The following is a 23,091-nucleotide window of genomic DNA, read 5'->3' as shown; positions in this document are numbered from 1 at the left end:
TTGAGATGAAGTGCTCATGCGGCGGTTACACGGCACCGCCGTTTGAGCATCGATAATCGCTTATTCCGCGGGCCCCGGTGCGAGCACTTCGCGGTTCCCGTTCGTGCCCATCGGCGAGACCAGGCCGGCTGTTTCCATCTGCTCGACCAGCCGTGCCGCGCGGTTGTAGCCAATGCGCAATTGCCGCTGCACCGACGAAATCGATGCCCGGCGCGTGCGCAACACGAACGATACGGCTTCGTCGTAGAGCGGATCCGCTTCTGCATCCGGCGTCTCGCCGAACAGATCCGGCGTGCCGCCTTCGGGCGTTGGGCCCGACAAGATCCCTTCCTCGTATTCCGGCTCGCCAAATTGCTTCAGATATTCCACGACGCTGTGGACTTCTTCATCGGCGACAAACGCGCCATGCACACGTTGCGGATAACCCGTGCCGGGCGGCAGGAACAACATATCGCCGGCGCCGAGCAATGACTCCGCGCCCATCTGGTCGAGGATCGTGCGCGAATCGATCTTCGAGGACACCTGGAACGCCACGCGCGTCGGAATGTTCGCCTTGATGAGGCCAGTGATCACATCCACCGATGGCCGCTGCGTCGCGAGAATCAAATGAATCCCGGCGGCGCGTGCCTTCTGCGCAAGCCGTGCGATCAACTGCTCGATCTGCTTGCCCGCGACCATCATCAGGTCCGCGAGCTCGTCGATCACGACGACGATCATCGGCAGCTTGGCGAGCGGTTCGGGCGCGTCGGGCGTGAGCGAAAACGGGTTCGTCAGCTTCTTGCCGGCAGCGTCGGCGTTGCGTACTTTCTGGTTGAAACCCTGCAGATTGCGCACGCCCACCGCCGACATCAATTTGTAGCGCTTTTCCATCTCCCCGACACACCAGTTCAGCGCGTTAGCGGCGAGTTTCATGTCGGTCACGACCGGTGCAAGCAGATGCGGAATGCCTTCATACACCGACAGTTCCAGCATCTTCGGATCGATCATGATCAGGCGCACATCTTCCGGTTTCGCCTTGTAGAGCAGCGACAGGATCATCGCGTTGATCGCCACCGATTTGCCCGAACCCGTCGTACCCGCGACCAGCATGTGAGGCGCGCGAGCGAGGTCGGTCACGACCGGATTGCCGACGATGTCCTTGCCCATCGCAATGGTCAGGAACGACTTCGAGTCGCGATAGACATCGGCTTCCAGGATTTCGGAGAGCCGGATCATCTGCCGTTTGGCGTTCGGCAGTTCGAGCCCCATGCAGGTCTTGCCGGGAATTGTTTCGACCACGCGGATGGACGTCAGCCCGAGTCCGCGCGACAGGTCTTTCATCAAGCCCACAATCTGGCTGCCGCGCACGCCAAGCGCCGGTTCGACTTCAAAGCGCGTAATGACCGGTCCCGCCGATGCACCGACTACCGTGACCGGTACTTTGAATTCCTGCAGCCGCTGTTCGATCAACTGGCCGGTTTCGGCGAGATGTTGCTCGGAGACAGGTTCGACTTCGTCGGACGCAGGTTCGAGGAGATCGAGACCGGGGAGATCGACGGCTGACGCTGCCGGCGCATGGAACTCGAATTCGGTCGCGATGAAACCGCGCACCGGTGGACGGGGATCGGGTTGGAGCAGCGATGCATCAGGTGCGAGCGTTTCAGGTACCGCAGCCGCGCGTGGGAAGTGGACGACGTTCGAGGGGTGGTCGTCGGTCGGGTCTTGTTGTGCTTCGGTTTCCGGTTCCCGCTCTACTGACTGGTCGATGGGAACCTGCGCGGCGTATCCGTTCGGGATCGCGGCTATGGGGGTGAGCGGGCCTTCCCCGTTGGCGTTGATGTCAGTTCCGTTCGGCGTGGTTCCGTTCGGCGTGGCGTTCGTATCGATAACGCTAAACGGCGGCACAGGCGGACGTGCAGCGCTTGCTCCGTCCTGCCATGGCGGCGTCTGGACCGGATTGACGGGCGAGGTTGCCGAGCTTTCCGATATCGGCGATGACGGTGCCGTCGGGGCGTTGTCTCGCGTCGTCTGCACGGCATGCGTTTGCGCGGCACGGATCGCCCACTGCGGGAGATCGCTGGGATGAGCCGGGGTTGATGTCGGCGTTGGCGTCGGCGGTGAGCTTGGCGCGTTCGTCGCCGTTGTGTCCGGGGCTGCCGGATGGGGCAGGGCGGCGTTGTCGCGGATGTCTGCTTCGTTTGTGTTTGTGCTCTTATCGAGCGGCGTCGGTTCGCGCCCGATGGTCTGAGCGCCCGTGGTGAACGTGTAGCCGTCGCGCAGCGAAGCACTCGACGAGTACGTGCCCGCGACACTCGATGCCGCCATCGGTGCAACGCCTTCCGTTAGTCCCGGCTGGCCGGGTTGGTTCGCGGACGGGGCAACTATCGGCGCACTGGACGTGGCCAAAGTCTCCGTAGCCGGCGAAATAGCCGCATCCTCCGAAGCGCTCGAAGCATCCAACGGCGCGGCGTCGCGCTCGCTGTTCGCATCGTCTGAATCAGGCTCTGCTCCCGCGTCCCGCGCCGCATCGATATCGCCTGCGCGCGTGGTCCATTGCGCGGCGTTTTGCTCGATGGAGCGCAACGTCTCCTTGATACGTTCAGGAGCTGGCGGCGCACCGGCGGGTTTAGTGGGAACAGCCGCCGACGACGCTGTCGCCGCAAAAAAAGATTCGCTCGAAACGATGGGAGGAGAAGACACGCCGCGGGCCGGGGTTATCGATGTAGTGCGCGAAGCGGCCTGCGAAACCTGCGAAACGCCAGAAGAACCAGATGCACGGACGGCGCCCGGCGCGCTTCCGTTAAGCGACGAACGCGATACTTCCGGTCGACGCGACGTGCCGGCATCGGCGGAACGATCGGTCCCGCGTGTTGCCGCCGTCCGGGTGCTATTCGACGGCGCCGTACCCGCTGCATTAGCGGCACCCGTCAACCCGGCAGCGGGCGCATTCCCGCCCGCTGCCTGTTCCCGGGTTCCCGACGACGCGCCGGTTTTCAACCAGCCAGCCGGCGCAACAGGTTCGAGCGGCTCTCTTGCTCCAACGCCACGACCATTGTGCAAAGCCGCCGGGCGCGCATCGGGGAAACGATCGGAATAACTATCCTTGCCGCTACCCGGTTCAAGATTATTCGCCGATACAGGTTCGATCGGACGCGCTGCCTCAGGGCCACGCATCGGCCGCTCGGCTTCGCTTCGCCGGGCCGGTTGCGGCCTCCAGACGGTCGGCCGCTGATAGCGTCCACCCTGACGCTGCGTTGCCGTCGGCAAGCCGAGCGCAGGAGCTTCGTGCGAGGTTCTGCCCGAAGGCGTAACGCCGCTTGTGCCACTCGTCCTGAAGCCGCCGAGGCCAGCGCTGGCGCCTCGCGTCTCTGCCTTATCGCGCGATGCCCGGCCGCGTGATGGCTTCTCCCGGACCGTGCGTTCCCGTGCCGCGAACCACTCTGGTTTCAGGCCCAAGCCAAACGCGCCGTTTGCCCAGCTCAGGGTTTCGCGCCACTTGAACCCGCAGAGCCACGGCAAGCTGATCAGGAAAACGGCGGCCGCGCCGGCGCCCACGCTCAGCGCGCCCGTCGTGCTGATCACCCCGGCGTGTCCGCCCAAGCCGGTGAGCAGCGCATGGCCGAGATGGTCGACATTGGCGGCGAATGCAAACGAATGAAACAGCGCGGCTTCGAGCGTGCAGCTCGCGAGGAGCACGCAGAAGAAACCGAGCCAAAGCCGGATCGTGCCGGGGCCGCGCAGGCCGCCGCCGTTCGGCAGAACGGACTTGACGATGCGCCATAGAAGGGGAATGAACCAGACGGCCGAAGCACCGAACCAGCCGAAAACTACCGTGTGCATGCAAGGAACCAGGAATGATGTAAGCGATGTGAGCGGCGAACCCAGGCTCAGACAAAGATGAATCGATACCGCCGAGTTTAACCGCCCTGAACGCGGCGATGGAGAGCCGTAGTCAAGCGATCAGGCAATCGGTCAGGGGCGGCAATGCGTGCATCGAGCCGATGCGGGCCGGGTCGGGCGGGCGTCGAAGATTTCGTTTCGAAGCTTACCGAATGCCCCCACGCCAAACCGTCCCTCAAACCCCGAAACGGCCGCTCGAACCCAACGGCCGCCCGAACCCAACGGTCGCCCGAACCCAACGGCCGCCCCCAAACTTCAACCTTCCTCCAAACCAACCTTCATCGACCTCAAGGCTGCGCGCGTTGTGTGAACGTCATTACATCGCCGTTCTTGAGCGTGATCTGCAATTGTTGCGGCGGTTGCATTTGCACGCCGGTTTTCGCGATATCAGCCAGGCCCTGCAAGAACGGTTGTTCGAGCGTGCTTCCCGGTCCCGGCGCGCACGCCATTCGCGTGCTCGCGAGCGGCCCGAACGAGAGCTTGCCGCCGCTCAGATCGTAGGTGCCCGTGTAACGGTTGCATCCGGAAAAGCCATTCGTTTTGCGCTGACCGCCTTGCGTCGAAAAATTCAGAGTGATTGGCTCGCCGCCAGCGCCCGAAGTCGCGCCCGAAGTCGCGCCCGAATTAGCCGGAACCGGACGCGTCTTGCCGTCGGCGTTAGCCCAACTGGTGAGTTGCCATTGGGTGTCGTCGAGAAGCTGGGTCGCGGCGGGGTTGTACGGATCGGTCGGCGGCGCGGCGCTGTCCGGATGTGTTGGCATCGCACAACCGGCGAGCACGCTGCCGAAAGCAATTGTCACGATCGAAACCATGGCGGCAAATGACGGCCTGGAACGTGGGAACGCAGCATGGACCCGGCTGCGCGCCGAAACACGCGCAGGTTGCGAACGGGAAGGCTGCATCGACATGGAATTTCCTTGGGGCTGGCAAAACCGTAAGGGTATCGCACTCGTCCTAAGATTGACCAAGGCAGATTGCGGCAACGGCATCGCAACATGTAAAGAAAAGTTAACCGGGCTGGCCGTTCGACGGAGCAAAAATGGCCTTACACACGCCTTCACACGAGCTGACGGGCAGCTTCCCCGCCACGTCCTGCATTCCCGCCCGTGCCCGGAAAACCCTCGCTGATCATCTCCGGTCAAGGGTCCGCGTGTTAACATCGCGGGCTTATCAGGCCTCTTTTTCTGGAGCATCCATGCAGAGCGCGAAGTCCCCTGCGTCCGCCGTTTCTTCCCTTCAATCCGGCACGATCGGCACGCCCCTCACGCCCGGCGCGACGCGCGTCATGCTGCTCGGCGCGGGCGAACTCGGCAAGGAAGTGATCATCGCGTTGCAGCGGCTCGGCGTGGAGACGATCGCGGTCGACCGTTACGCCGATGCCCCCGGCCATCAGGTCGCGCACCGCTCGCACGTGATCGACATGACCGACGGGGCGGCGTTGCGCGCATTGATCGAAGCCGAACGGCCGCATTTGATCGTGCCGGAGATCGAGGCTATAGCGACCGATACCCTTGCTGAAATTGAAGCCGAGCAGCTCGCCGTCGTGATCCCGACTGCGCGCGCGACGCAACTCACGATGAACCGCGAAGGCATTCGCCGCCTCGCCGCCGAAACGCTCGGCCTGCCGACGTCGCCTTATGCCTTCGCCGAGTCGCTGGACGAGATGACGGCGGCCATCGGCAAGATCGGTTTTCCGTGCGTGGTGAAGCCGGTGATGTCGTCCTCGGGCAAAGGGCAGTCGGTGCTCAAGGGCGTCGCCGACATTGAACCCGCCTGGCAGCACGCCATGGCCGGCGGGCGCGTCAATCACGGGCGCGTGATCGTGGAAGGGTTTATCGACTTCGAGTACGAGATCACGCAGCTCACCGTGCGCGCGATCAGCCCGGAAACGGGCAATTTGCAGACGTATTTCTGCGAGCCGATCGGCCACGTCCAGGTGGCGGGCGATTACGTGGAGTCGTGGCAGCCGCAGGCCATGAGCGCCGCGGCTTTAGCGAAATCGCGCGATGTAGCGGCAAAAGTCACCACAGCGCTGGGCGGCCGCGGTTTGTTCGGCGTCGAGTTGTTCGTGCGTGGCGACGACGTCTGGTTTTCCGAAGTCAGCCCGCGTCCGCATGACACGGGTCTGGTCACGCTCGCCACGCAGCGCTTCTCCGAATTCGACCTGCACGCGCGCGCGATCCTCGGTCTTCCCGTCGACACGGCGCCGCGCGCACCGGGTGCATCGGCGGTGATTTATGGTGGACTGGACGAAGCGGGCGTCGCGTTCGAAGGCGTCGCCGAGGCGCTCGCCGTCCCGGATTCGGACCTGCGCCTGTTCGGCAAACCCGAGAGTTTTGCGAAGCGCCGCATGGGTGTCGCGCTTGCAACCGGACGCGATACAGACGAAGCGCGGGAACGCGCCAAGCTGGCCGCGTCTAAGGTAAGACCCGTCTCCACTCGATGACGGCAACACGCCGCTCGCGGCGAGCTTTTCGCGGGCGGCACGGAGGTTTCAAGTGAAATGGTGTGCAATGGTCGCGCTTTGCGCGACGTTGGCTGGATGTGGGGTTGCAGCGGCGCCGTGCCGCGTGGCATCGGCGGGATTGAAGATGGTGCCGCTTGTCGGTCACGTGGCGGCTGCGCCGACCGATGTGTGCGCTGACGTAATCGATCCTTGAGGTGTTTTAAGGACGCCGCTTTTCGGCGGACTGAATTCGGCGCCGCTCCGTGCAACGGGAGATCGGCTGTTGCACGGCTGGTTCACTGAGCAAGAAGTGACAAAAGGATGGAACGATGAAGGATGCGAAGATGAAAGCGGTTTCCGAACGAACGATCAAATCGCTTGGCTTGACGTTGGGTATGTTGGGTACGCTGTGCCTGATGTCCGCGACCCATTTGGCTTTCGCCATGCCGCTGACCGTGCCGCAGATTCAGACGGCGACGACCAACACGCTGCGCTACAAATGCAGCAGCGGCAATTCGCTGACGGTCCAGTACATGAACACGAAGAACAAGCAGAGTTTTGCGCTGCTGACCGTCGATGGCCGGAAGATGCTGTTTGTGAACGTGCTCGCGGCATCGGGGGCGAAATACGTTGGCGATCACTACACCTGGTGGACGAAGGGCCCGGAAGGTTCGCTCACCGACGATACCGCCGACCCCAACGCCGCGCCGATGCTTGCCGGCTGCAAGACGGGAACCTGAAGCGCAGGCCCACTGGATGATGCAAAAAACCCGTTCCGGTTCATATCGGAGCGGGTTTTTTGCATTTGATGCCGGTCGCCGTCCGCCACAGCATCAAATGGCTATCGGGAGTAAGGTTGTATTCGCGCGCGGAAACCGCGCGCGAATCAACGGACGGGCGGCTGCCGCGCGGCCTTGCTTTGCAGCAGCCGATCCATTTCATTTCCGTCTTTTGCACGGCGTTCATCGTGCACGTCGCTACAAGCGAGACCCTCCATGAAAGCATCGGATCTGTTCGTCAAAGCGCTGGAAGCAGAAAAAGTCGAATACGTATTCGGCATCCCCGGCGAAGAAAATCTCGACCTTCTCGAATCACTGCGCCGCTCAAAAATCAAGCTGGTCCTCACCCGGCACGAGCAGGCCGCGGGTTTCATGGCCGCAACTTACGGCCGCCTGACGGGTAAAACGGGTGTTTGCCTGGCAACGCTCGGCCCTGGCGCGACCAACTTTGTAACCGCCGCCGCGTACGCGCAACTCGGCGGCATGCCCATGCTGATGGTCACCGGCCAGAAGCCGATCAAGTCGAGCAAGCAGGGCAGCTTCCAGATCGTCGATGTCGTGCGGATGATGGAACCGCTCACCAAATACACACGTTCGATGGTGTCCATCGGCAACATTCCGGCGTCGGTGCGCGAGGCGTTCCGGCGCGCGGAAGAAGAGCGGCCGGGCGCGGTGCACCTCGAATTGCCCGAAGACGTCGCACACGAGGAGGGCGACGGCGCGCCGATTCCGAAGAGCTTCAGCCGCCGCCCGATAGCCGAGGAAAAGGCGGTGGCGCGTGCCGTGGATGCCATGCGCGAGGCGAAATTTCCGCTGCTGATGATCGGCGCGGGCGGAAATCGCAAGACCACGACGAAGATGCTGCGCGAATTCGTCGACCAGATCGGCATTCCGTTTTTCACCACGCAAATGGGCAAGGGCGTGATCGATGAATCGCACCCTCTGTGGCTCGGCAACGCCACGCTCTCCGATGGCGACTTCGTGCATCGCGCGATCGATCACGCCGATTGCATCATCAATATTGGCCATGACGTGATCGAGAAACCGCCGTTTTTCATGCGCAGCGGCGACGCTGGCGAAAAGACCGTGATCCACGTGAATTTTCTGGGCGCTCAGGTCGATCCGGTGTATTTCCCGCAGATCGAAGTGGTGGGGGACATCGCGAACGCCGTGTGGCAGATGAAGGAATTGTTGAAAGAGCACGAGCAAAACTGGGATTTTTCGCGCTTCAAGATGATCAAGGAACACTTCGACGCGCAACTCGCGAAGGGCCAGCACGACGACCGGTTTCCGCTATACCCGGTGCGCATCGTGAAGGACGTGTACGACACCATGCCGAAGGACGGAATCATTTGCCTCGATAACGGCATGTACAAGATCTGGTTCGCGCGTTATTACCGGGCGCACGAACCGAATTCCATCCTTCTGGACAACGCGCTGGCTTCGATGGGAGCGGGCCTGCCGTCTGCTATTGCAAGCAAGATCGTGCACCCCGACCGCAACGTCATGGCAGTCTGCGGCGACGGCGGTTTCATGATGAATTCGCAGGAAGTGGAGACGGCTGTACGGCTCAAGCTCGACCTGGTGATCCTCCTGCTTCGCGACGATGCGTTCGGCATGATCCGATGGAAGCAGGAAAACATGAATTTTCCGGATTACGGCATGACGCTGCAGAACCCCGACTTCGTCGCCTATGCGCAAAGTTACGGGGCGATCGGGCACCGGGTGGAATCGGCGGAGGCGCTGGCGCCTTTGATCCGCGAATGTTTCGCGACGCCGGGTGTGCATCTGATCGACGTGCCTATCGACTATTCGGATAACGAGCGCGTGCTGAATCGCGAGATCAAACGGCTCAGCGCGCAACTTTAGACTCATGGAGAGGCTGACATGCTGAAGAAAACCTATCCGTATTACCTGGCGAATGAGGCCGTCGCGGCGAACACGGACCTGGAAGTCACCGATAAATTCAGCGGCGAAGTCGCGACCCGCGTGGCAATGGCGGACGCGAAGGCAATCGACGCGGCTATCGGCCACGCCGTCGCGGCGCAGCGTGCAATGCGCGAATTCAAGCCGTATCAGCGGCAGGCGGTGCTCGATCATTGCGTGAAGCGTTTCCGCGAACGTTTCGATGAACTCGCCGAGGCGCTCTGCATAGAAGCGGGCAAGCCGATCAACGATTCGAAGGGCGAGGTGACGCGGCTCATCGATACCTTCCGCGTCGCGGCGGAGGAGTCGGTGCGTATCGACGGCGGCATGATCAATCTGGAGATCGCACCGCGCGCGGCCGGTTACCACGGCTATTACAAACGCGTGCCGATTGGCCCGTGTTCGTTCATTTCGCCGTTCAATTTCCCTCTGAACCTGACCGCGCACAAGGTCGCGCCGGCGATCGCGGCGGGTTGCCCGTTCGTGCTGAAACCCGCGAGCCGCACGCCGGTCGGCGCGCTCATCATGGGCGAGATTCTCGCGGAAACCGATCTGCCGAAGGGCGCGTTCTCGATCCTTCCGGCTCATCGCGACGGCGCGGATCTTTTCACCACCGACGAGCGGTTTCGCCTGCTGTCGTTCACCGGATCACCGGCGGTCGGCTGGGAGTTGAAGAAAAAAGCGGGCAAGAAGAAGGTGATTCTGGAACTGGGCGGCAATGCGGCGGCGATTGTCGATCGCGATCAGGCCGAGCGGCTCGATTACGTCGTGGACCGGCTGGCGTTTGGCGCGTTTTATCAGTCGGGACAAAGTTGTATCGGCGTGCAGCGGATCCTGGTTCACGTCGATATTTACGACGCGTTGCGCGAAAAGCTCATCGCCAAGACCAAGTCGCTGAAAATGGGCGATCCGAAGGACGAAAAGACTTTTGTCGGCCCGATGATCTCGGAATCCGAGTCGAACCGGCTGGCCGGCTGGATGGAAAGCGCGGTGACGAGCGGCGCGAAAATCATTGCGGGCGGCAAAGTCGATGGCGCGATGTTCGAAGCGACGCTGCTGGAAGGCGTGAAGCGCGATCAGGATCTGTACAGGAAGGAAGCGTTCGGGCCGGTCGCGATCCTCGAAAAGTTCACCGACTTCGGCAAAGCGCTCGAAACAGTCAACGACAGCGATTTCGGCCTTCAGGCCGGCGTGTTCACGGACAGCCTCACGAACGTTAATCTTGCGTGGGACGAGTTGGAAGTGGGCGGCGTGGTGATCAACGACGTTCCGTCATTTCGCGTCGATAACATGCCGTATGGCGGCGTAAAGGATTCCGGGCTGGGCCGCGAGGGCGTGAAATACGCCATCGAGGACATGACGGAATTGCGTTTGATGGTCGTGCGGGATGCGCCGAAACCTGCGGTTAAAGCGAAATAGGCTGTTGTAGTTGCCGTGCTCGTTGGCCCTGAAGCCCGGCTGGCCGGGCTTCAGGGCCAACGAGCCGCCTGAGCGATCGCGGCCAATGAGCAGTGATGCCAAGCAGGGGAGTGCTACAATAGCCGGCTTTCCCGTAGTCCGAACGCCTGTTCCGAACGCCTCAAGCGGCGGGACCGGGCGCGGATGATGAGCGGGACGTGAAGCCGGCAGGATCGATGTGCTTTCATATCGCTTTCCATGATGTGTTTCATGTCCCAGGCCGGTTGCCGTCATGGCAACGCAGCACAAGTACTCGCTAGCCGGTTTTTAGCTGATTCATAGCCGTTTGTACTAGCCCTATGTACTACGCCATCCGGTTGTGTCAGACCGGATCAAGCGAGGATTCGCAGCGATCGAAACCCTGCGGATCCGAAGTCCGCGCGTTGATCGTCGTTTGCCGGTTGCATCGACGAAACGCGCGGCTTCTCATCCGATGTCCATGAGCGGTGGAATGACCGCTCGCGCGCCGCTCCGGCGCATTTTTAGCGAAAGCGAAAGCCACCAAAGTCACCATGTCCGATTCCGTCGCCACGAACCCGTCCGCCGCTTCATCCGACGCCGCACCCGGGGCTGATTCCAGCACTGAAGTTCAAGCGATTCACGCCGCGCTCGAGTTGGGCGCCACTGAATCCGCGGTGCCCGGTCCCGTGCCCACGTTCGACCAGTTCGGCCTGTCCCCCGACATCCTGCGAGCGGTGGTCGATTCCGGTTACACGATCCCCACGCCGATCCAGGCGCAGGCGATTCCCGTGGTGCTGGCCGGCCGCGACATGATGGGCGCCGCGCAAACCGGCACAGGCAAGACCGCGAGCTTTTCGCTGCCGATCATCCAGCGCCTGCTGCCCATGGCGAGCACGAGCGCATCGCCCGCCCGCCACCCGGTGCGCGCGCTGATTCTCACGCCAACGCGCGAACTCGCCGACCAGGTCGCCGCCAACGTGCAGGCGTACTCCAAACACACGCCGTTGCGCAGCACGGTGGTGTTCGGCGGTGTCGACATGAACCCGCAATCGGAAGCGCTGCGGCGCGGCGTGGAAATTCTGATCGCTACGCCCGGACGGTTGCTCGATCACGTTCAGCAAAAGACGCTGAATCTCGGCCAGGTGCAGATTCTCGTTCTCGACGAAGCTGACCGGATGCTCGACATGGGTTTCCTGCCGGACCTGCAGCGCATTTTGAATTTGCTGCCGAAGGATCGTCAGACGCTGCTGTTCTCCGCTACGTTCTCGGGCGAAATCAAGAAACTTGCGGCGACTTATTTGCGCAGTCCGCAGACTATCGAAGTCGCGCGCAGCAATTCCACGAACGCGAACGTTCGGCAGATTGTTTTCGAAGTGGCCGAAAGCGATAAATCAGGCGCGGTGACGCAACTGATTCGTGAGCGCGGCCTGAAACAGGTGCTGGTGTTCTGTAACAGCAAGATTGGCGCAAGCCGCTTGGCGCGCGTGCTGGAAAAAGATGGAATCGTCGCAACGGCGATTCACGGCGACCGTACGCAGGGCGAGCGGATGCAAGCGCTCGATGCGTTCAAGAAGGGTGAAATCGAAGCGCTGGTTGCAACCGATGTCGCCGCTCGGGGTCTCGACATCACCGACTTGCCGGCAGTGATCAACTTCGATCTGCCGTTCAGCGCTGAAGATTACGTTCACCGGATCGGTCGTACGGGACGCGCGGGGGCAACGGGTGACGCATTGTCGCTGTGCAGCCCGAACGAGCGGAAACAACTCGCCGATATCGAAAAGCTGATCAAGCGGCCGCTCGAAGTGATGGTGCTGAAGGTTGAGGTGCCGGTGCGGCGCGAGTCGTCTTCGTCTCCCCGTCGTGAAGAGCGATCGGGCCGGCCGGAGCGCGGTGAACATCGGCATGCGCGTAGCGAGGAACCGCGTCGGCGTTCGACGTCGTTCGAACGTTCGCATACGCGTCAGCAACCTATCGATGACTTCTTCCTGAAGCCGTATGTACCGTCGGCGGCATCGACGAGAAAAACACAAGACGACGCAGCGGCGGAAGCCGAACGGAAGAACACGCCGCGCCAGCCGCTGGCTGCGTTGCTGGGTGGCTTGGGTATGCCGCGTAGGACGCCGTCGGGGTCTTGATGGTTCGGGATTTCGGCTGACTGGCTGACTGGCTGACTTTCGGCCGGGAAAGCAAAAAGCGGCAGCGATGCCGCTTTTTGCTTTTTGGCGTGGAGAAGAACTGCAGCAATCAGCTCAGCGAGCTAAGGTCCAAAACGCTTGGCCCATTGCGCCGTTGCATCGGAGTAAAACGCTTCGAGCGATGCTGCCGGAGCAGGGTCCAGACCGAGATGCCTGGCCGCTTGCGTAAGTGTCTCCACCGGCGCCCCGCGATACAGCGCCGTGGCGCCCGTTTGCTTGCTGAGTTTCTCTCCGTACTCGTTCACCACTACGGGTACGTGCAAATAGGTTGGCGTCGGAACACCCAGACAGCGCTGCAAGTAAAGCTGGCGCGCGGTCGAGTCCAGCAGATCGGCGCCGCGCACGACGTGTGTAATGCGCGCATGCGCATCGTCGATGACAACCGCCAGTTGATACGCCCACTCTCCGTCCGCACGTTTGAGCACGAAGTCGCCGACTTCGCTCGCCAGATCCTGCGTCTGCATTCCTTGCCAGCGATCCTCGAAGCTCAGAACGGCGGCATCGCCGTCCGGAACGCGCATTCGCCATGCGCGCGCCGGTCTGCCATGCAGTCCGTCGCGACACGTGCCCGGGTAAGCTAACGTGGCGTGTCGAGCATGGCTGTGAGCTAGCGAATCGACTATTTCGCGACGTGTGCAACCGCACGGAAACACCAAGCCGGCGGCGAGCAACTGTTCGAGCGCCTGGTCGTACGCGGCTACACGCTGGCTTTGCCAGACCGGCTGCTCGGCGGAATGCATGCCGAACCTGCCCAACGTGTCCAGGATTTCCTCGGCCGCGCCCGGCACCGTGCGCGGCCCGTCGATGTCCTCGATCCTGACCAGCCACGTTCCGTGATGAGCCCGTGCATCGAGGAAACTCGCCAACGCGCTCACCAGCGAGCCGAAATGCAGCGGCCCGGTGGGTGAGGGCGCAAAACGCCCGCGATACCCCGGTTTCGGGCTCATTCCGCAGGCTGATCCATAAGCGTGGGTTTCAATTCGATCATCAGCGCCGGGTGTCCGGTGAAAGGCCGTCCGCCGCTCGCGCGCCCGCGTGCGGCTCGTGCCGTGCATCGCTTGGGCCAGGAAACGACGCCTGGCCGTCTGCCGTGATCGCCGCGTGCGCTTCGTCGGTATCGGCGGCATCGTCTTCGGTGTTTGCCGTGGCCGATGCCGCTCGATCCTCATCGTTCTGCGCAATCGCCGCTGGTTCGAGCGCGGCATTCAACGCCGTACGGTGATCAAACACAAAACACTCGCCGTGGTAGTGCGCGCCGCCCACTTCCTCGAAGTATTTAAGAATCCCGCCCTCGAGTTGATAGACGTGGTCGATGCCCACTTCCTTCATGTGGATCGCCGCTTTCTCGCAGCGAATCCCGCCGGTACAAAACGACACCACGGTCTTGCCTTCCAGCTCCGCGCGATGCTCTTCTATCACGCCCGGAAACTCACTGAACTTGCCGATGCGGTAATCCAGCGCCTGATCGAATGTGCCGACATCGACTTCGAACGCATTGCGCGTGTCCAGCATCACGACCGGACGGCCTTCGTCGTCGTGTCCGCGATCCAGCCACGTCTTGAGCGTAGCCGCGCCGACGGACGGCGCGCGGCCCAGTTCCGGCCGGATCGCGGGTTTTTTCATGGTGATGATCTCGCGCTTTAGCTTGACGAGCATCTTGCCGAACGGCTGCGTGGCCGACACGCTTTCCTTGAATTCGAGGTCGGCGAATTTCCCTTCGAAAAGCGGGTCGGTACGAAGGTATTCCATGAACATGCCGATCTGCTCAGGCTCGCCCGCGACGAACAGGTTGATGCCTTCCGGCGCGAGCAGGATCGTGCCGCGCAGGCCAAGCGACTGGCAGCGCTCGACGATCAGCGGACGCCAGTCGGTGCCGCTCTCGATGGTCACGAACTTATAGGCGGAAAGGTTGACGATGCTCATGACGCAAATGCTCTCAAAGTGCTGAAAAACGGGCGTTGCCGGAGGAAAAAGCGTTTCGACGATTGCCGGCAGGCGCTCATCGAGTCCGTATTATCCCGCAAACGGCGCAGGCTTCCGACTAGACCGGTTGGCCGATGGGCCCGCGCCGATACGGCACTTTTTTCATCGTATGGAATAGCCTTGGACGAATGGCTAACGCGTGCGCCCAAGGGTATTTTCGCGAATAGGCGCATGTACAATATCGGTCATGTCAGATCCCCGTTTTGTCCATCTTCGTGTTCACTCCGAATTCTCGATTGCTGACGGCATCGTGCGCCTTGACGACGTCGTTAAAGCCGCGGCCAAAGACGGTCAGGGCGCGCTCGCGCTGACCGATCTCGGCAATGCTTTCGGCCTCGTCCGGTTCTACAAGGAGGCGCGCAGCAAGGGCGTGAAACCCATCGCCGGCTGCGACGTCTGGATCACCAATCCAGCAGATCGCGACAAGCCCGCGCGTTTGCTGCTGCTGGTGAAAAACCAGCGTGGTTATCTCAACTTGTGCGAACTGCTGTCGAAAGCGTGGCTGACGAATCAGTATCGTGGCCGCGCCGAAGTCGAGTATGAGTGGCTCGAAAGCGGATTATCGGAAGGCTTGCTGGCACTGTCGGGCGCGCAGCACGGCGATATCGGCATGGCGTTCACCGCCGGTAACGATCAGGCCGCGCAGCGTCACGCCGAGCGTTGGGCCAAGCTGTTCCCGAACGCGTTTTACATCGAGTTGCAGCGCGCCGGGCATCCGGGCGGCGAGGCCTATATTCAACAAGCCGTCGCGCTGGCCGCGCAGCTCAAGTTGCCGGTCGTTGCCACGCACCCGATGCAGTTCATGACGCCGGACGATTTCACCGCGCATGAAGCTCGCGTGTGTATTTCCGAGGGCGATATGCTCGCGAATCCGCGGCGTCAGAAGCGGTTCACGACCGAGCAATATTTCCGCACGCAAGAGGAGATGTGCGCGCTGTTCGCGGATATTCCTTCGGCATTGGCCAACACCGTCGAAATCGCGAAGCGCTGCAATCTGAAGCTCGAACTCGGCAAGCCAAAGTTGCCGCTGTTCCCAACGCCCGACGGCATGTCGCTCGACGACTACCTCGTGCACTTGTCGAAGGAAGGTCTCGAGAAACGGCTCGCCCAGCTTTATCCGGATGAAACCGCGCGCGAAGCGCAGCGCGAGACGTATTACGCGCGCCTGGAATTCGAGTGCAAGACCATCATCGGCATGGGCTTTCCGGGTTACTTCCTGATCGTCGCCGACTTCATCATGTGGGCGAAGAATAATGGCGTGCCGGTCGGCCCGGGCCGTGGCTCGGGCGCCGGTTCGCTCGTCGCATACGCGCTGTTCATTACCGACCTCGATCCGCTCAAATACAACCTGCTGTTCGAACGTTTCCTGAACCCGGACCGTGTGTCGATGCCTGACTTCGACATCGACTTCTGTCAGGAAGGACGTGACCGCGTCATCCAGTACGTGAAGCAAAAGTACGGTGCCGATGCGGTTTCCCAAATTGCGACCTTCGGCACGATGGCGGCCAAGGCGGCCGTACGCGATATCGGCCGGGTGCTCGATCTGGGCTACATGTTCACCGATGGCATCGCCAAGCTGATCCCGTTCAAGCCGGGCAAGCACGTGACCATCGCGGACGCGTTGAAGGAGGAGCCCACGCTGCAGGAACGCTTCGACAACGAAGACGAAGTGCATCAGCTGATCGAACTTGCGCAGCGCGTGGAAGGGCTCACGCGTAACGTCGGCATGCACGCGGGCGGCGTGTTGATCGCGCCGGGCAAGCTCACGGATTTTTGCCCGCTTTATACGCAGGGCGAAGACGGCGGTGTGGTCAGCCAGTACGACAAGGACGACGTCGAAGCGGTCGGGCTGGTCAAGTTCGACTTCTTGGGCCTGACCACGCTCACCATTCTCGACTGGGCCGAGCGGTATATCCGCCGTCTGGATCCATCGAAGAAAGACTGGAATTTGTCGCAGGTTCCGCTCGACGATCCCGCTTCGTTCCAGATCCTCAAGAAAGCGAACACGGTGGCCGTGTTTCAGCTGGAAAGCCGCGGCATGCAGGGCATGCTGAAGGACGCACAGCCTGACCGCTTCGAGGACATCATCGCGCTGGTGGCGTTGTACCGGCCGGGTCCAATGGACCTGATCCCGAGCTTCTGCGCGCGTAAGCACGGCCGCGAGATCGTGGAATATCCCGATCCGCGCGTGGAATCCGTCCTGAAAGAGACCTACGGGATCATGGTCTACCAGGAGCAGGTGATGCAGATGGCGCAGATCATCGGCGGATACTCGCTCGGTGGCGCCGACTTGCTGCGTCGCGCGATGGGTAAGAAGAAGGCCGAGGAGATGGCCGAGCATCGCGAACTGTTCCGGCAGGGCGCAGCGAAGAACGGTCTGACGGCCGAGAAAGCGGACGAAATCTTCGACTTGATGGAGAAGTTCGCGGGTTACGGTTTCAACAAGTCGCACGCCGCCGCGTATGCGTTGCTCGCGTATTTCACGGCGTGGCTCAAGGCGCATCATCCGGCCGAATTCATGGCGGCGAATATGTCGCTCGCCATGGACGACACGGACAAGGTCAAGATCCTGTTCGAGGATTGCCTCGCCAACAAGATGGCCGTGTTGCCGCCGGACATCAACCAGTCGGCGTACCGGTTCGAGCCGGTAGCAGAGGCCGAGGGCACGCGTTCCAAGACCATTCGATACGGCCTCGGCGCGGTGAAGGGTAGCGGGCAGAGCGCCATCGAAGAAATCTTGCGTGCCCGGGATGAAGCGCCGTTCACCGATCTCTTCGATTTCTGCATGCGGGTGGATCGGCGCATGGTGAACCGGCGCACGGTGGAAGCGCTGATTCGTGCCGGCGCGTTCGATTCGCTGCATGACAACCGCGCGCAATTGATTGCGTCGGTATCGCTCGCAATGGAGGCAGCCGATCAGGCCGCGGCCAACGCCATGCAGTCGGGTCTCTTCGACATGGGCGACGAGCCGCAGCAGGGCCACGATCTCGTCGATGAACCCATGTGGTCGGACAAGAAGCGTTTGCAGGAAGAGAAGAGCGCGCTCGGCTTTTACCTGTCAGGCCATCTCTTCGATGCCTACAAGACCGAAGTGCGCCGCTTCGTGCGGCAGAAAATCGGTGAATTGAAGGAAGGGCGCGAGAAGCTCGTCGCGGGCGTGATCACCACCATGCGCACGCAGATGACCCAGCGCGGCAAGATGCTGATCGTGAATCTGGACGACGGCACCGGCCAGTGCGAAGTCACCGTGTTCAACGAGCAGTTCGAAGCCAACAAGGCGCTCTACAAGGAAGACGAGTTGCTGGTCGTGCAGGGTCAGGCACGTAACGATGCGTTCACCGGCGGTATCCGCTTCACGGTGGAAGCAGCGATGGATCTCGAACGCGCCCGCAGCCGCTACGCGCAGGCGGTGAAGGTGGAAATGAACGGCAACGCCGACGCGCTGCGGCTGAAGAAGGTGCTGGAAGCGCATAGTGCGCCGCCTGAGCAAGCGGCAGCGCCAGCAGCGGTGCAGGCGCCGTCGCGCGGAGCTTCACGAGGCGGTGAGCGCGAGGGCGGCCGTGGCCAGCGGCCGCCGGTGCATATCCCGAATGGCCTGAACGTGAGCATCGTGTATCGGAGCGAACATGCGGAGGGCGAAGTGCGGCTCGGCGACGCGTGGCGCGTGAAGCCAACCGACGACCTCATCACGGCATTGCGCGGAGAATTCGCGGGAAGCTCAATCGAAATCGTGTATTGATGCGCGCCGGGATGAAAGTCGGTATTTCCGCCAACGCGCTGAAACTGAGTGGCGGACTCGAGCGTTACGCGCTGGATCTGATTCGCGGGTTCAACGCCGCCGGGTTCACGGGCGACCGCAAACCCGCGTTTTTCGCCCGCAAGATCGATACGTCGCAGCCGGAAAGCGGGATGGTCGACGCGCACCGGATCAACGTGTCGTTCTTGCCTTCCAAGCTGCGCGATACGTACTTCAACTGGGCGCTCAAACGGGCGCGCAAGAAGGCGCGGGTCGATGTGCTGATCGGCTGCAATCGCGTGGAGTCCTCGGAGATCGCGATTTGCGGCGGTACGCATATTGGCTTTCTGGCTGCGACTGGCCGGCGCGAGCGGCGCTCGGACAGCCGTCAGGTCGTGCTGGAGCGTTTGCAATACCAGCAGGCCAGTGTGATCGTCGCGCACTCGGAGATGATGCGTGACGAATTGCGCACGCTCTATGGCGTGGCCGACACAAAGATCCGCGTGCTTTATCCCCCGGTCGACGGCACGCGGTTTGCCCCCGTGCCAAGCGAGAAGCGCGCTGAGCTGCGCAAGCAGTTCGGTTTCGCCGATCACGAAATCGTGCTGCTGTTTCCATCGAGCAGTCATGAGCGCAAGGGGCTGCCGCTGATCGAGGCGGCGTTGCGCGACAGCGGCCTGCCGGTGGTGGTTGCGGTCGCGGGGCGACCGCCTGCGCAGACATCTGAGCAGGTGCGCTACATCGGTTATGCGAAGAATATCGAGGACGCGTATCGCGCCGCCGATTTCACCGTGCTCGCTTCGAAGTACGAGCCGTTCGGGCTGGTCGGTATCGAATCCGTGATGTGCGGCACGCCGGTGATTTTTCCAACGAGCATTGGCTGTTGCAGCGCGATTGCGGACAACGCGAAGTTCACGTTCGAGCCGGGCGACGCAGACGGTCTGCGACGCGCCGTGCAACGCGCGCTGGATGCAAAAAGCGCGAAGGTGACGGCGGCGTCGATTCTCTACGACACCAGTATTGCCGCGCATGTCGAGTCGTTGCTGGCGCTCGCCGAGAAAATCGCAATCCCGGTTAGTGCATCCGGTTCAACTGCGCGAGCTTGAGAAACCGGTAATACACGGTCTGCGCGTTGAACACGGCAATCATGAAGCCCGCGCGGCCGTCGAGAAAACCGCGTCGTAGAAAGTAGGTCCGAACGAATGCCCAGGCCCCGCGCAGCACCGCGGTGCCGAAACTGCCGCGTTTTCCCGCCGCGTGGCGTTGGCGCGCACCGGCCGTGGAGTAGGTATCGAGCTTGCGCAAGACGGTCTCGAAGTCCTCGTAGGAGTAGTGCATCAGCTTGCCCTGCAGGCGCGCGATCTTCGGTGCGTCCGGGTTCGCCAGCACGAGCCGCTCGTGCACGAGGTCGTCGGAGAAACGCGCTGTGCCGCGTTTGAACAGACGTGGAATCCAGTCCGGATACCAGCCGCTGTGCCGCACCCAATGCCCGCAAAAATTCGATAGCCGGTCGACCGCGTAGACATCGGCTTGCGGCTTCGACAGCGCCGCGCGGATCGCGGCGCCCAGTTCCGGCGAGACGACTTCGTCGGCGTCGATGGACAACACCCAGTCGGTCCTGAGCGCATCGAGCGCGCGATTTTTCTGCGGCCCGAAGCCCGGCCAGCCGGGTGCATCGATCACGCGCGCGCGATGCGCCTCCGCTATGCCGACCGTTGCATCGGTGCTGCCGCCGTCAACCACGACGATTTCATCGGCGAAAGAAACAGCTTCGAGACACTGCGAGAGGCGTGCGGCTGCATTGAAGGTGATGAGGGCAATACCGAGCGTTGGACGAGTCATGTGGCTTAGGCGGTGGGTATGCGAATTGCTAGTATTTGATACTAAAAGTTTCAGCGGTGAATGCGGCGTTTATAGTCACTGTCTCGCTGTTCTGTCTTGTCCATTTGCAGACACGCGGTGCTCGCGAGGCCGGTTGAATCCACGCCATACTCGTCCCGCGTCAATGTTTGCCGTTCGGCCAACGTTATACCAGACCGATGTTCGCACGCCCCCGCCGGCAGGGGCACCGCCTCAAAAAAAGCGGGACCCGTGGTGTGGCCAGCGAAATGCAGAGTCCGCAGCCGAAAATCCAGACATTCAGCTCTATCCAGCTTGACACTATCAAGATTCACTCGGAGTTCGCCATAGTAATGAAACCGCTGAGAATTCTGCACAGCGAGTCGTCCAACGGGTGGGGTGGTCAGGAACATCGGACGTTCAAGGAAATGCTCGCGCTGCGCGAACGCGGCCATACGCTCGAACTCATCTGCGTGCCGGGCGCGCGTCTCGGCGAGCGTCTTGGAGCCGAAGGTTTTACGGTCCATACCACGCCTATGCGTTCAGGCGCCGACATAAGCGCTGTCGCGCAGATGCGGCGGGTTCTGAAGCAAGGACGTTTCGATGTGCTCAACACGCACAGCGGCCGCGACAGCCTGCTTGGCGGCGCCGCGGCGCCGCGGCGCGGCTCGCGGGCACGCCGCTGATCGTGCGCACCCGGCATCTGGCGCTCGCCATCACGTCGCGGGCAACCTACACGTGGCTGCCGCACAAGGTGGTGGCAGTGAGCCAGTCGGTGATGCGTTACCTGGTGTCCGCCGGCGTGCCGGAGAAGGACATCGTGACAATCTATACGGGCATCGTGAAACAGCAACCGGTGAGCCGGGCGAGTTCCACGTTGCGCGCGGAACTGGGTCTCGGCGAGAACGCCGTGATTGCCGCCACGGTTGCGATCATGCGCGACAAGAAAGGTCATCCCGATCTGATCCGCATCGCGAAGCCGTTGGTCGAACAGCGCCCGAACCTGCATTTCGTATTCGCCGGTGACGGCCCGCTCTTCGATGAACTCCGCGCGGACGTGCAGGCGCAAGGCCTCTCCTATCACATCCATTTGCTGGGTCTGCGCCGTGACATTCCGAACGTGCTGGCGGGCTTCGACCTGTTCGTCCTGCCGACCCACCAGGAAGCGCTGGGTACGTCGTTCATCGAGGCAATGGCGTCCGGTCTGCCGGTGATCGGTACGGCGGTGGATGGCGTGCCTGAAGTGATCGACGACGGCATCAACGGCCTGCTCGTACCCGCACACGACGACCGTGCGCTGGCGGCTGCGCTGCTGCGCCTAGTCGATGCCCCCGGCGAGCGCCGCCGTATGGGCGCGGCCGGCGTGCGAATCACGCAGACGCGTTTTTCCGTCGACACCATGGCGAGCGAGATGGCTGCGTTCTACCAGAACAGCCTGAGCGAGCGGGGCGTTGCCTAAGTGGCTGAAAGGCAGTCCGCTGTTCAGCCACCTTTACCCGAAAATCAAATGACGGCCGGCCGGTGGTGTCCCGATCCCTTGGTGACAAGCCGGATGACACCTTGGGTCTGCCCGTCATGACCATTCCGAACACTTATCACCATGCATGATCGCCATGTCTCCATCATCGGCCTAGGCTATGTGGGTTTGCCCGTCGCCATAGCATTCGGTCTGCAACGCCGCACCATTGGTTTCGATACAAGCCCGGCCCGGCTCGCCGATCTGCGCGCGGGCCTCGATCGCAACGGCGAAACCAGCCGCGAGGAACTGGCCGCCGCTCACCTGGAACTGACCGATTGCATCGATGTGCTGCGGCAGGCGAATTTTCATATAGTCGCGGTGCCGACGCCGATCAGCGCGGGTGCCCAGCCGGACCTGATGTCGGTGAAACGGGCGTCGGAGACAGTCGGCCGGGCGCTGAAACGCGGCGACGTGGTGGTGTACGAATCGACGGTCTATCCCGGCGTCACCGAAGAAATCTGCGTGCCGATCCTTGAGCGCGAATCGGGCCTGAAGCTCGGCACCGACTTCACCGTCGGCTACAGCCCCGAGCGTATCAATCCCGGCGACAAGCAGCACACGTTTCGCAATATCGTGAAGCTCGTGTCCGGGTCGGATGCCGCGACGCTCGATCTGGTGGCCGATGTTTATAGCTCGGTGGTAACGGCCGGCGTGTATCGCGCCGGCTCGATCAAGGTGGCCGAGGCCGCGAAGGTGATCGAGAATATGCAGCGCGATATCGATACCCGCGAAGTCCTGGACGCCGCGGGCACCAAGTGGAACTTCCTCGATTTCACGCCGGGACTGGTGGGCGGGCATTGTATCGGCGTGGACCCGTATTATCTGACGCACAAGGCGCAGGTGTCCGGCTACACGCCGCAGGTGATCCTCGCCGGGCGGCGCGTGAACGACGGCGTGGGCCATTTCGTGGCCGATCGCGCCGTGAAGACGCTGATCCGGACTGGTTGCGCACCGTTGCGTGCAAAGGCGATCGTGCTCGGATTGACGTTCAAGGAAAATTGTCCGGATTTGCGCAATTCGAAAGTCATCGATATCGTGCATCACCTGCAAGACTACGGCCTTGAGGTCCAGCTTCACGATCCGCTCGCGGACCCCGTGGAAGCCTTCGATGAGTACGGCGTGACGCTGACGGGTTTTGACGCGCTGCAACCCGCCGACCTGATCGTGCTGGCGGTGCCGCATCGCGATTTTTTGGTGAAACCGGACGCCTTGCTGGCGTTGGCGAAGCCGGGCGCGGTGTTCGCCGATGTCAAGTCGAGCCTGTCGCTTGATGCGATCAGTGCGGCAGGTCTCGTAGTATGGCGCTTATGAAATCCTGACTCGCCACCACCAACCGGCATAATTTGAATTTCACGTAGGAACGCCACCCG

17 protein-coding genes are annotated in these 23,091 nt (G+C 62.0%); 11 read left to right on the top strand and 6 right to left on the bottom strand.

Annotated elements, in window-relative coordinates; genetic code table 11:
• Window positions 1-60 precede the first annotated feature (60 nt).
• Window positions 61-3,819 (bottom strand): DNA translocase FtsK, encoded by a 3,759-nt coding sequence (locus M0D69_RS00545; RefSeq protein WP_301780153.1) that lies wholly within the window; start codon window positions 3,817-3,819, stop codon window positions 61-63.
• Window positions 3,820-4,166: 347 nt separating this feature from the next.
• Window positions 4,167-4,691, bottom strand: a complete 525-nt coding sequence (locus M0D69_RS00540; RefSeq protein WP_301780342.1) for an META domain-containing protein — start codon at window positions 4,689-4,691, stop codon at window positions 4,167-4,169.
• Between the two features lie 383 nt (window positions 4,692-5,074).
• Between M0D69_RS00540 and purT the strand changes: the two genes are divergently transcribed.
• The 3 genes from purT to M0D69_RS00525 all read left to right on the top strand — a co-directional run bounded on the left by purT (window position 5,075) and on the right by M0D69_RS00525 (window position 7,065).
• Window positions 5,075-6,325, top strand: coding sequence for a formate-dependent phosphoribosylglycinamide formyltransferase (purT, locus tag M0D69_RS00535; RefSeq protein ID WP_301780152.1), 1,251 nt, complete (start codon window positions 5,075-5,077; stop codon window positions 6,323-6,325).
• A gap of 67 nt (window positions 6,326-6,392) precedes the next feature.
• The gene (locus M0D69_RS00530) at window positions 6,393-6,539 is read left to right on the top strand and encodes a DUF6726 family protein (protein WP_367619670.1); all 147 of its coding nucleotides are present in this window, start codon (window positions 6,393-6,395) and stop codon (window positions 6,537-6,539) included.
• Window positions 6,540-6,720: 181 nt separating this feature from the next.
• Window positions 6,721-7,065, top strand: coding sequence for an MliC family protein (locus tag M0D69_RS00525; protein WP_301780341.1), 345 nt, complete (start codon window positions 6,721-6,723; stop codon window positions 7,063-7,065).
• Window positions 7,066-7,105: 40 nt separating this feature from the next.
• Here M0D69_RS00525 and M0D69_RS00520 read toward each other — a convergent pair whose 3' ends face one another.
• Entirely contained in the window at window positions 7,106-7,291 is a 186-nt protein-coding gene (locus M0D69_RS00520; RefSeq protein ID WP_301780151.1) for a hypothetical protein, read from the bottom strand.
• Between the two features lie 29 nt (window positions 7,292-7,320).
• On the opposite strand from M0D69_RS00520, the gene M0D69_RS00515 reads away from it, so the two are divergent.
• The 3 genes from M0D69_RS00515 to M0D69_RS00505 all read left to right on the top strand — a co-directional run bounded on the left by M0D69_RS00515 (window position 7,321) and on the right by M0D69_RS00505 (window position 12,584).
• A complete protein-coding gene (locus M0D69_RS00515; RefSeq protein WP_301780150.1) occupies window positions 7,321-8,973 on the top strand; it encodes an acetolactate synthase large subunit in 1,653 nt (550 codons plus the stop codon).
• A gap of 18 nt (window positions 8,974-8,991) precedes the next feature.
• A complete protein-coding gene (locus M0D69_RS00510) occupies window positions 8,992-10,449 on the top strand; it encodes an aldehyde dehydrogenase family protein (RefSeq protein ID WP_301780149.1) in 1,458 nt (485 codons plus the stop codon).
• Window positions 10,450-11,000: 551 nt separating this feature from the next.
• Window positions 11,001-12,584: a DEAD/DEAH box helicase gene (locus tag M0D69_RS00505; RefSeq protein ID WP_301780148.1), complete on the top strand. Its 1,584-nt coding sequence runs from the start codon at window positions 11,001-11,003 to the stop codon at window positions 12,582-12,584.
• Between the two features lie 122 nt (window positions 12,585-12,706).
• Here the strand turns inward: M0D69_RS00505 and gluQRS are convergent, their stop codons facing one another.
• Both gluQRS and M0D69_RS00495 read right to left on the bottom strand, forming a co-directional pair.
• Window positions 12,707-13,591 (bottom strand): tRNA glutamyl-Q(34) synthetase GluQRS, encoded by an 885-nt coding sequence (gluQRS, locus tag M0D69_RS00500; protein WP_301780147.1) that lies wholly within the window; start codon window positions 13,589-13,591, stop codon window positions 12,707-12,709.
• Between the two features lie 40 nt (window positions 13,592-13,631).
• Window positions 13,632-14,567, bottom strand: a complete 936-nt coding sequence (locus M0D69_RS00495; RefSeq protein WP_301780146.1) for a sulfurtransferase — start codon at window positions 14,565-14,567, stop codon at window positions 13,632-13,634.
• Between the two features lie 238 nt (window positions 14,568-14,805).
• Here M0D69_RS00495 and dnaE point away from each other — a divergent pair, with 238 nt between their 5' ends.
• Together dnaE and M0D69_RS00485 are read left to right on the top strand one after the other, a co-directional pair.
• Window positions 14,806-18,366 (top strand): DNA polymerase III subunit alpha, encoded by a 3,561-nt coding sequence (gene dnaE, locus M0D69_RS00490; RefSeq protein ID WP_301780340.1) that lies wholly within the window; start codon window positions 14,806-14,808, stop codon window positions 18,364-18,366.
• Window positions 18,367-18,377: 11 nt separating this feature from the next.
• Window positions 18,378-19,469, top strand: a complete 1,092-nt coding sequence (locus tag M0D69_RS00485; protein WP_301780145.1) for a glycosyltransferase family 4 protein — start codon at window positions 18,378-18,380, stop codon at window positions 19,467-19,469.
• Here the strand turns inward: M0D69_RS00485 and M0D69_RS00480 are convergent.
• The gene (locus tag M0D69_RS00480; protein ID WP_301780144.1) at window positions 19,438-20,205 is read right to left on the bottom strand and encodes a glycosyltransferase family 2 protein; all 768 of its coding nucleotides are present in this window, start codon (window positions 20,203-20,205) and stop codon (window positions 19,438-19,440) included. The genes M0D69_RS00485 and M0D69_RS00480 overlap by 32 nt on opposite strands.
• A 350-nt stretch (window positions 20,206-20,555) precedes the next feature.
• On the opposite strand from M0D69_RS00480, the gene M0D69_RS43655 reads away from it, so the two are divergent.
• The 3 genes from M0D69_RS43655 (at window position 20,556) to M0D69_RS00470 (ending at window position 23,032) form a co-directional block, all read left to right on the top strand.
• Window positions 20,556-20,888 carry a glycosyltransferase gene (locus tag M0D69_RS43655; RefSeq protein WP_367619668.1) on the top strand — a complete coding sequence of 111 codons (333 nt, stop codon included), beginning with the start codon at window positions 20,556-20,558 and terminating at the stop codon, window positions 20,886-20,888.
• A gap of 2 nt (window positions 20,889-20,890) precedes the next feature.
• The gene (locus M0D69_RS00475) at window positions 20,891-21,661 is read left to right on the top strand and encodes a glycosyltransferase family 4 protein (protein ID WP_367619667.1); all 771 of its coding nucleotides are present in this window, start codon (window positions 20,891-20,893) and stop codon (window positions 21,659-21,661) included.
• 141 nt (window positions 21,662-21,802) lie between these two features.
• Entirely contained in the window at window positions 21,803-23,032 is a 1,230-nt protein-coding gene (locus M0D69_RS00470) for a nucleotide sugar dehydrogenase (protein WP_301780143.1), read from the top strand.
• The last annotated feature ends 59 nt before the right edge of the window (window positions 23,033-23,091 follow it).

The sequence above is a fragment of the Caballeronia sp. SEWSISQ10-4 2 genome (genome assembly GCF_030464885.1).
Lineage (GTDB): Bacteria > Pseudomonadota > Gammaproteobacteria > Burkholderiales > Burkholderiaceae > Caballeronia.
This window is presented reverse-complemented; position numbering and strand designations above follow the sequence as displayed.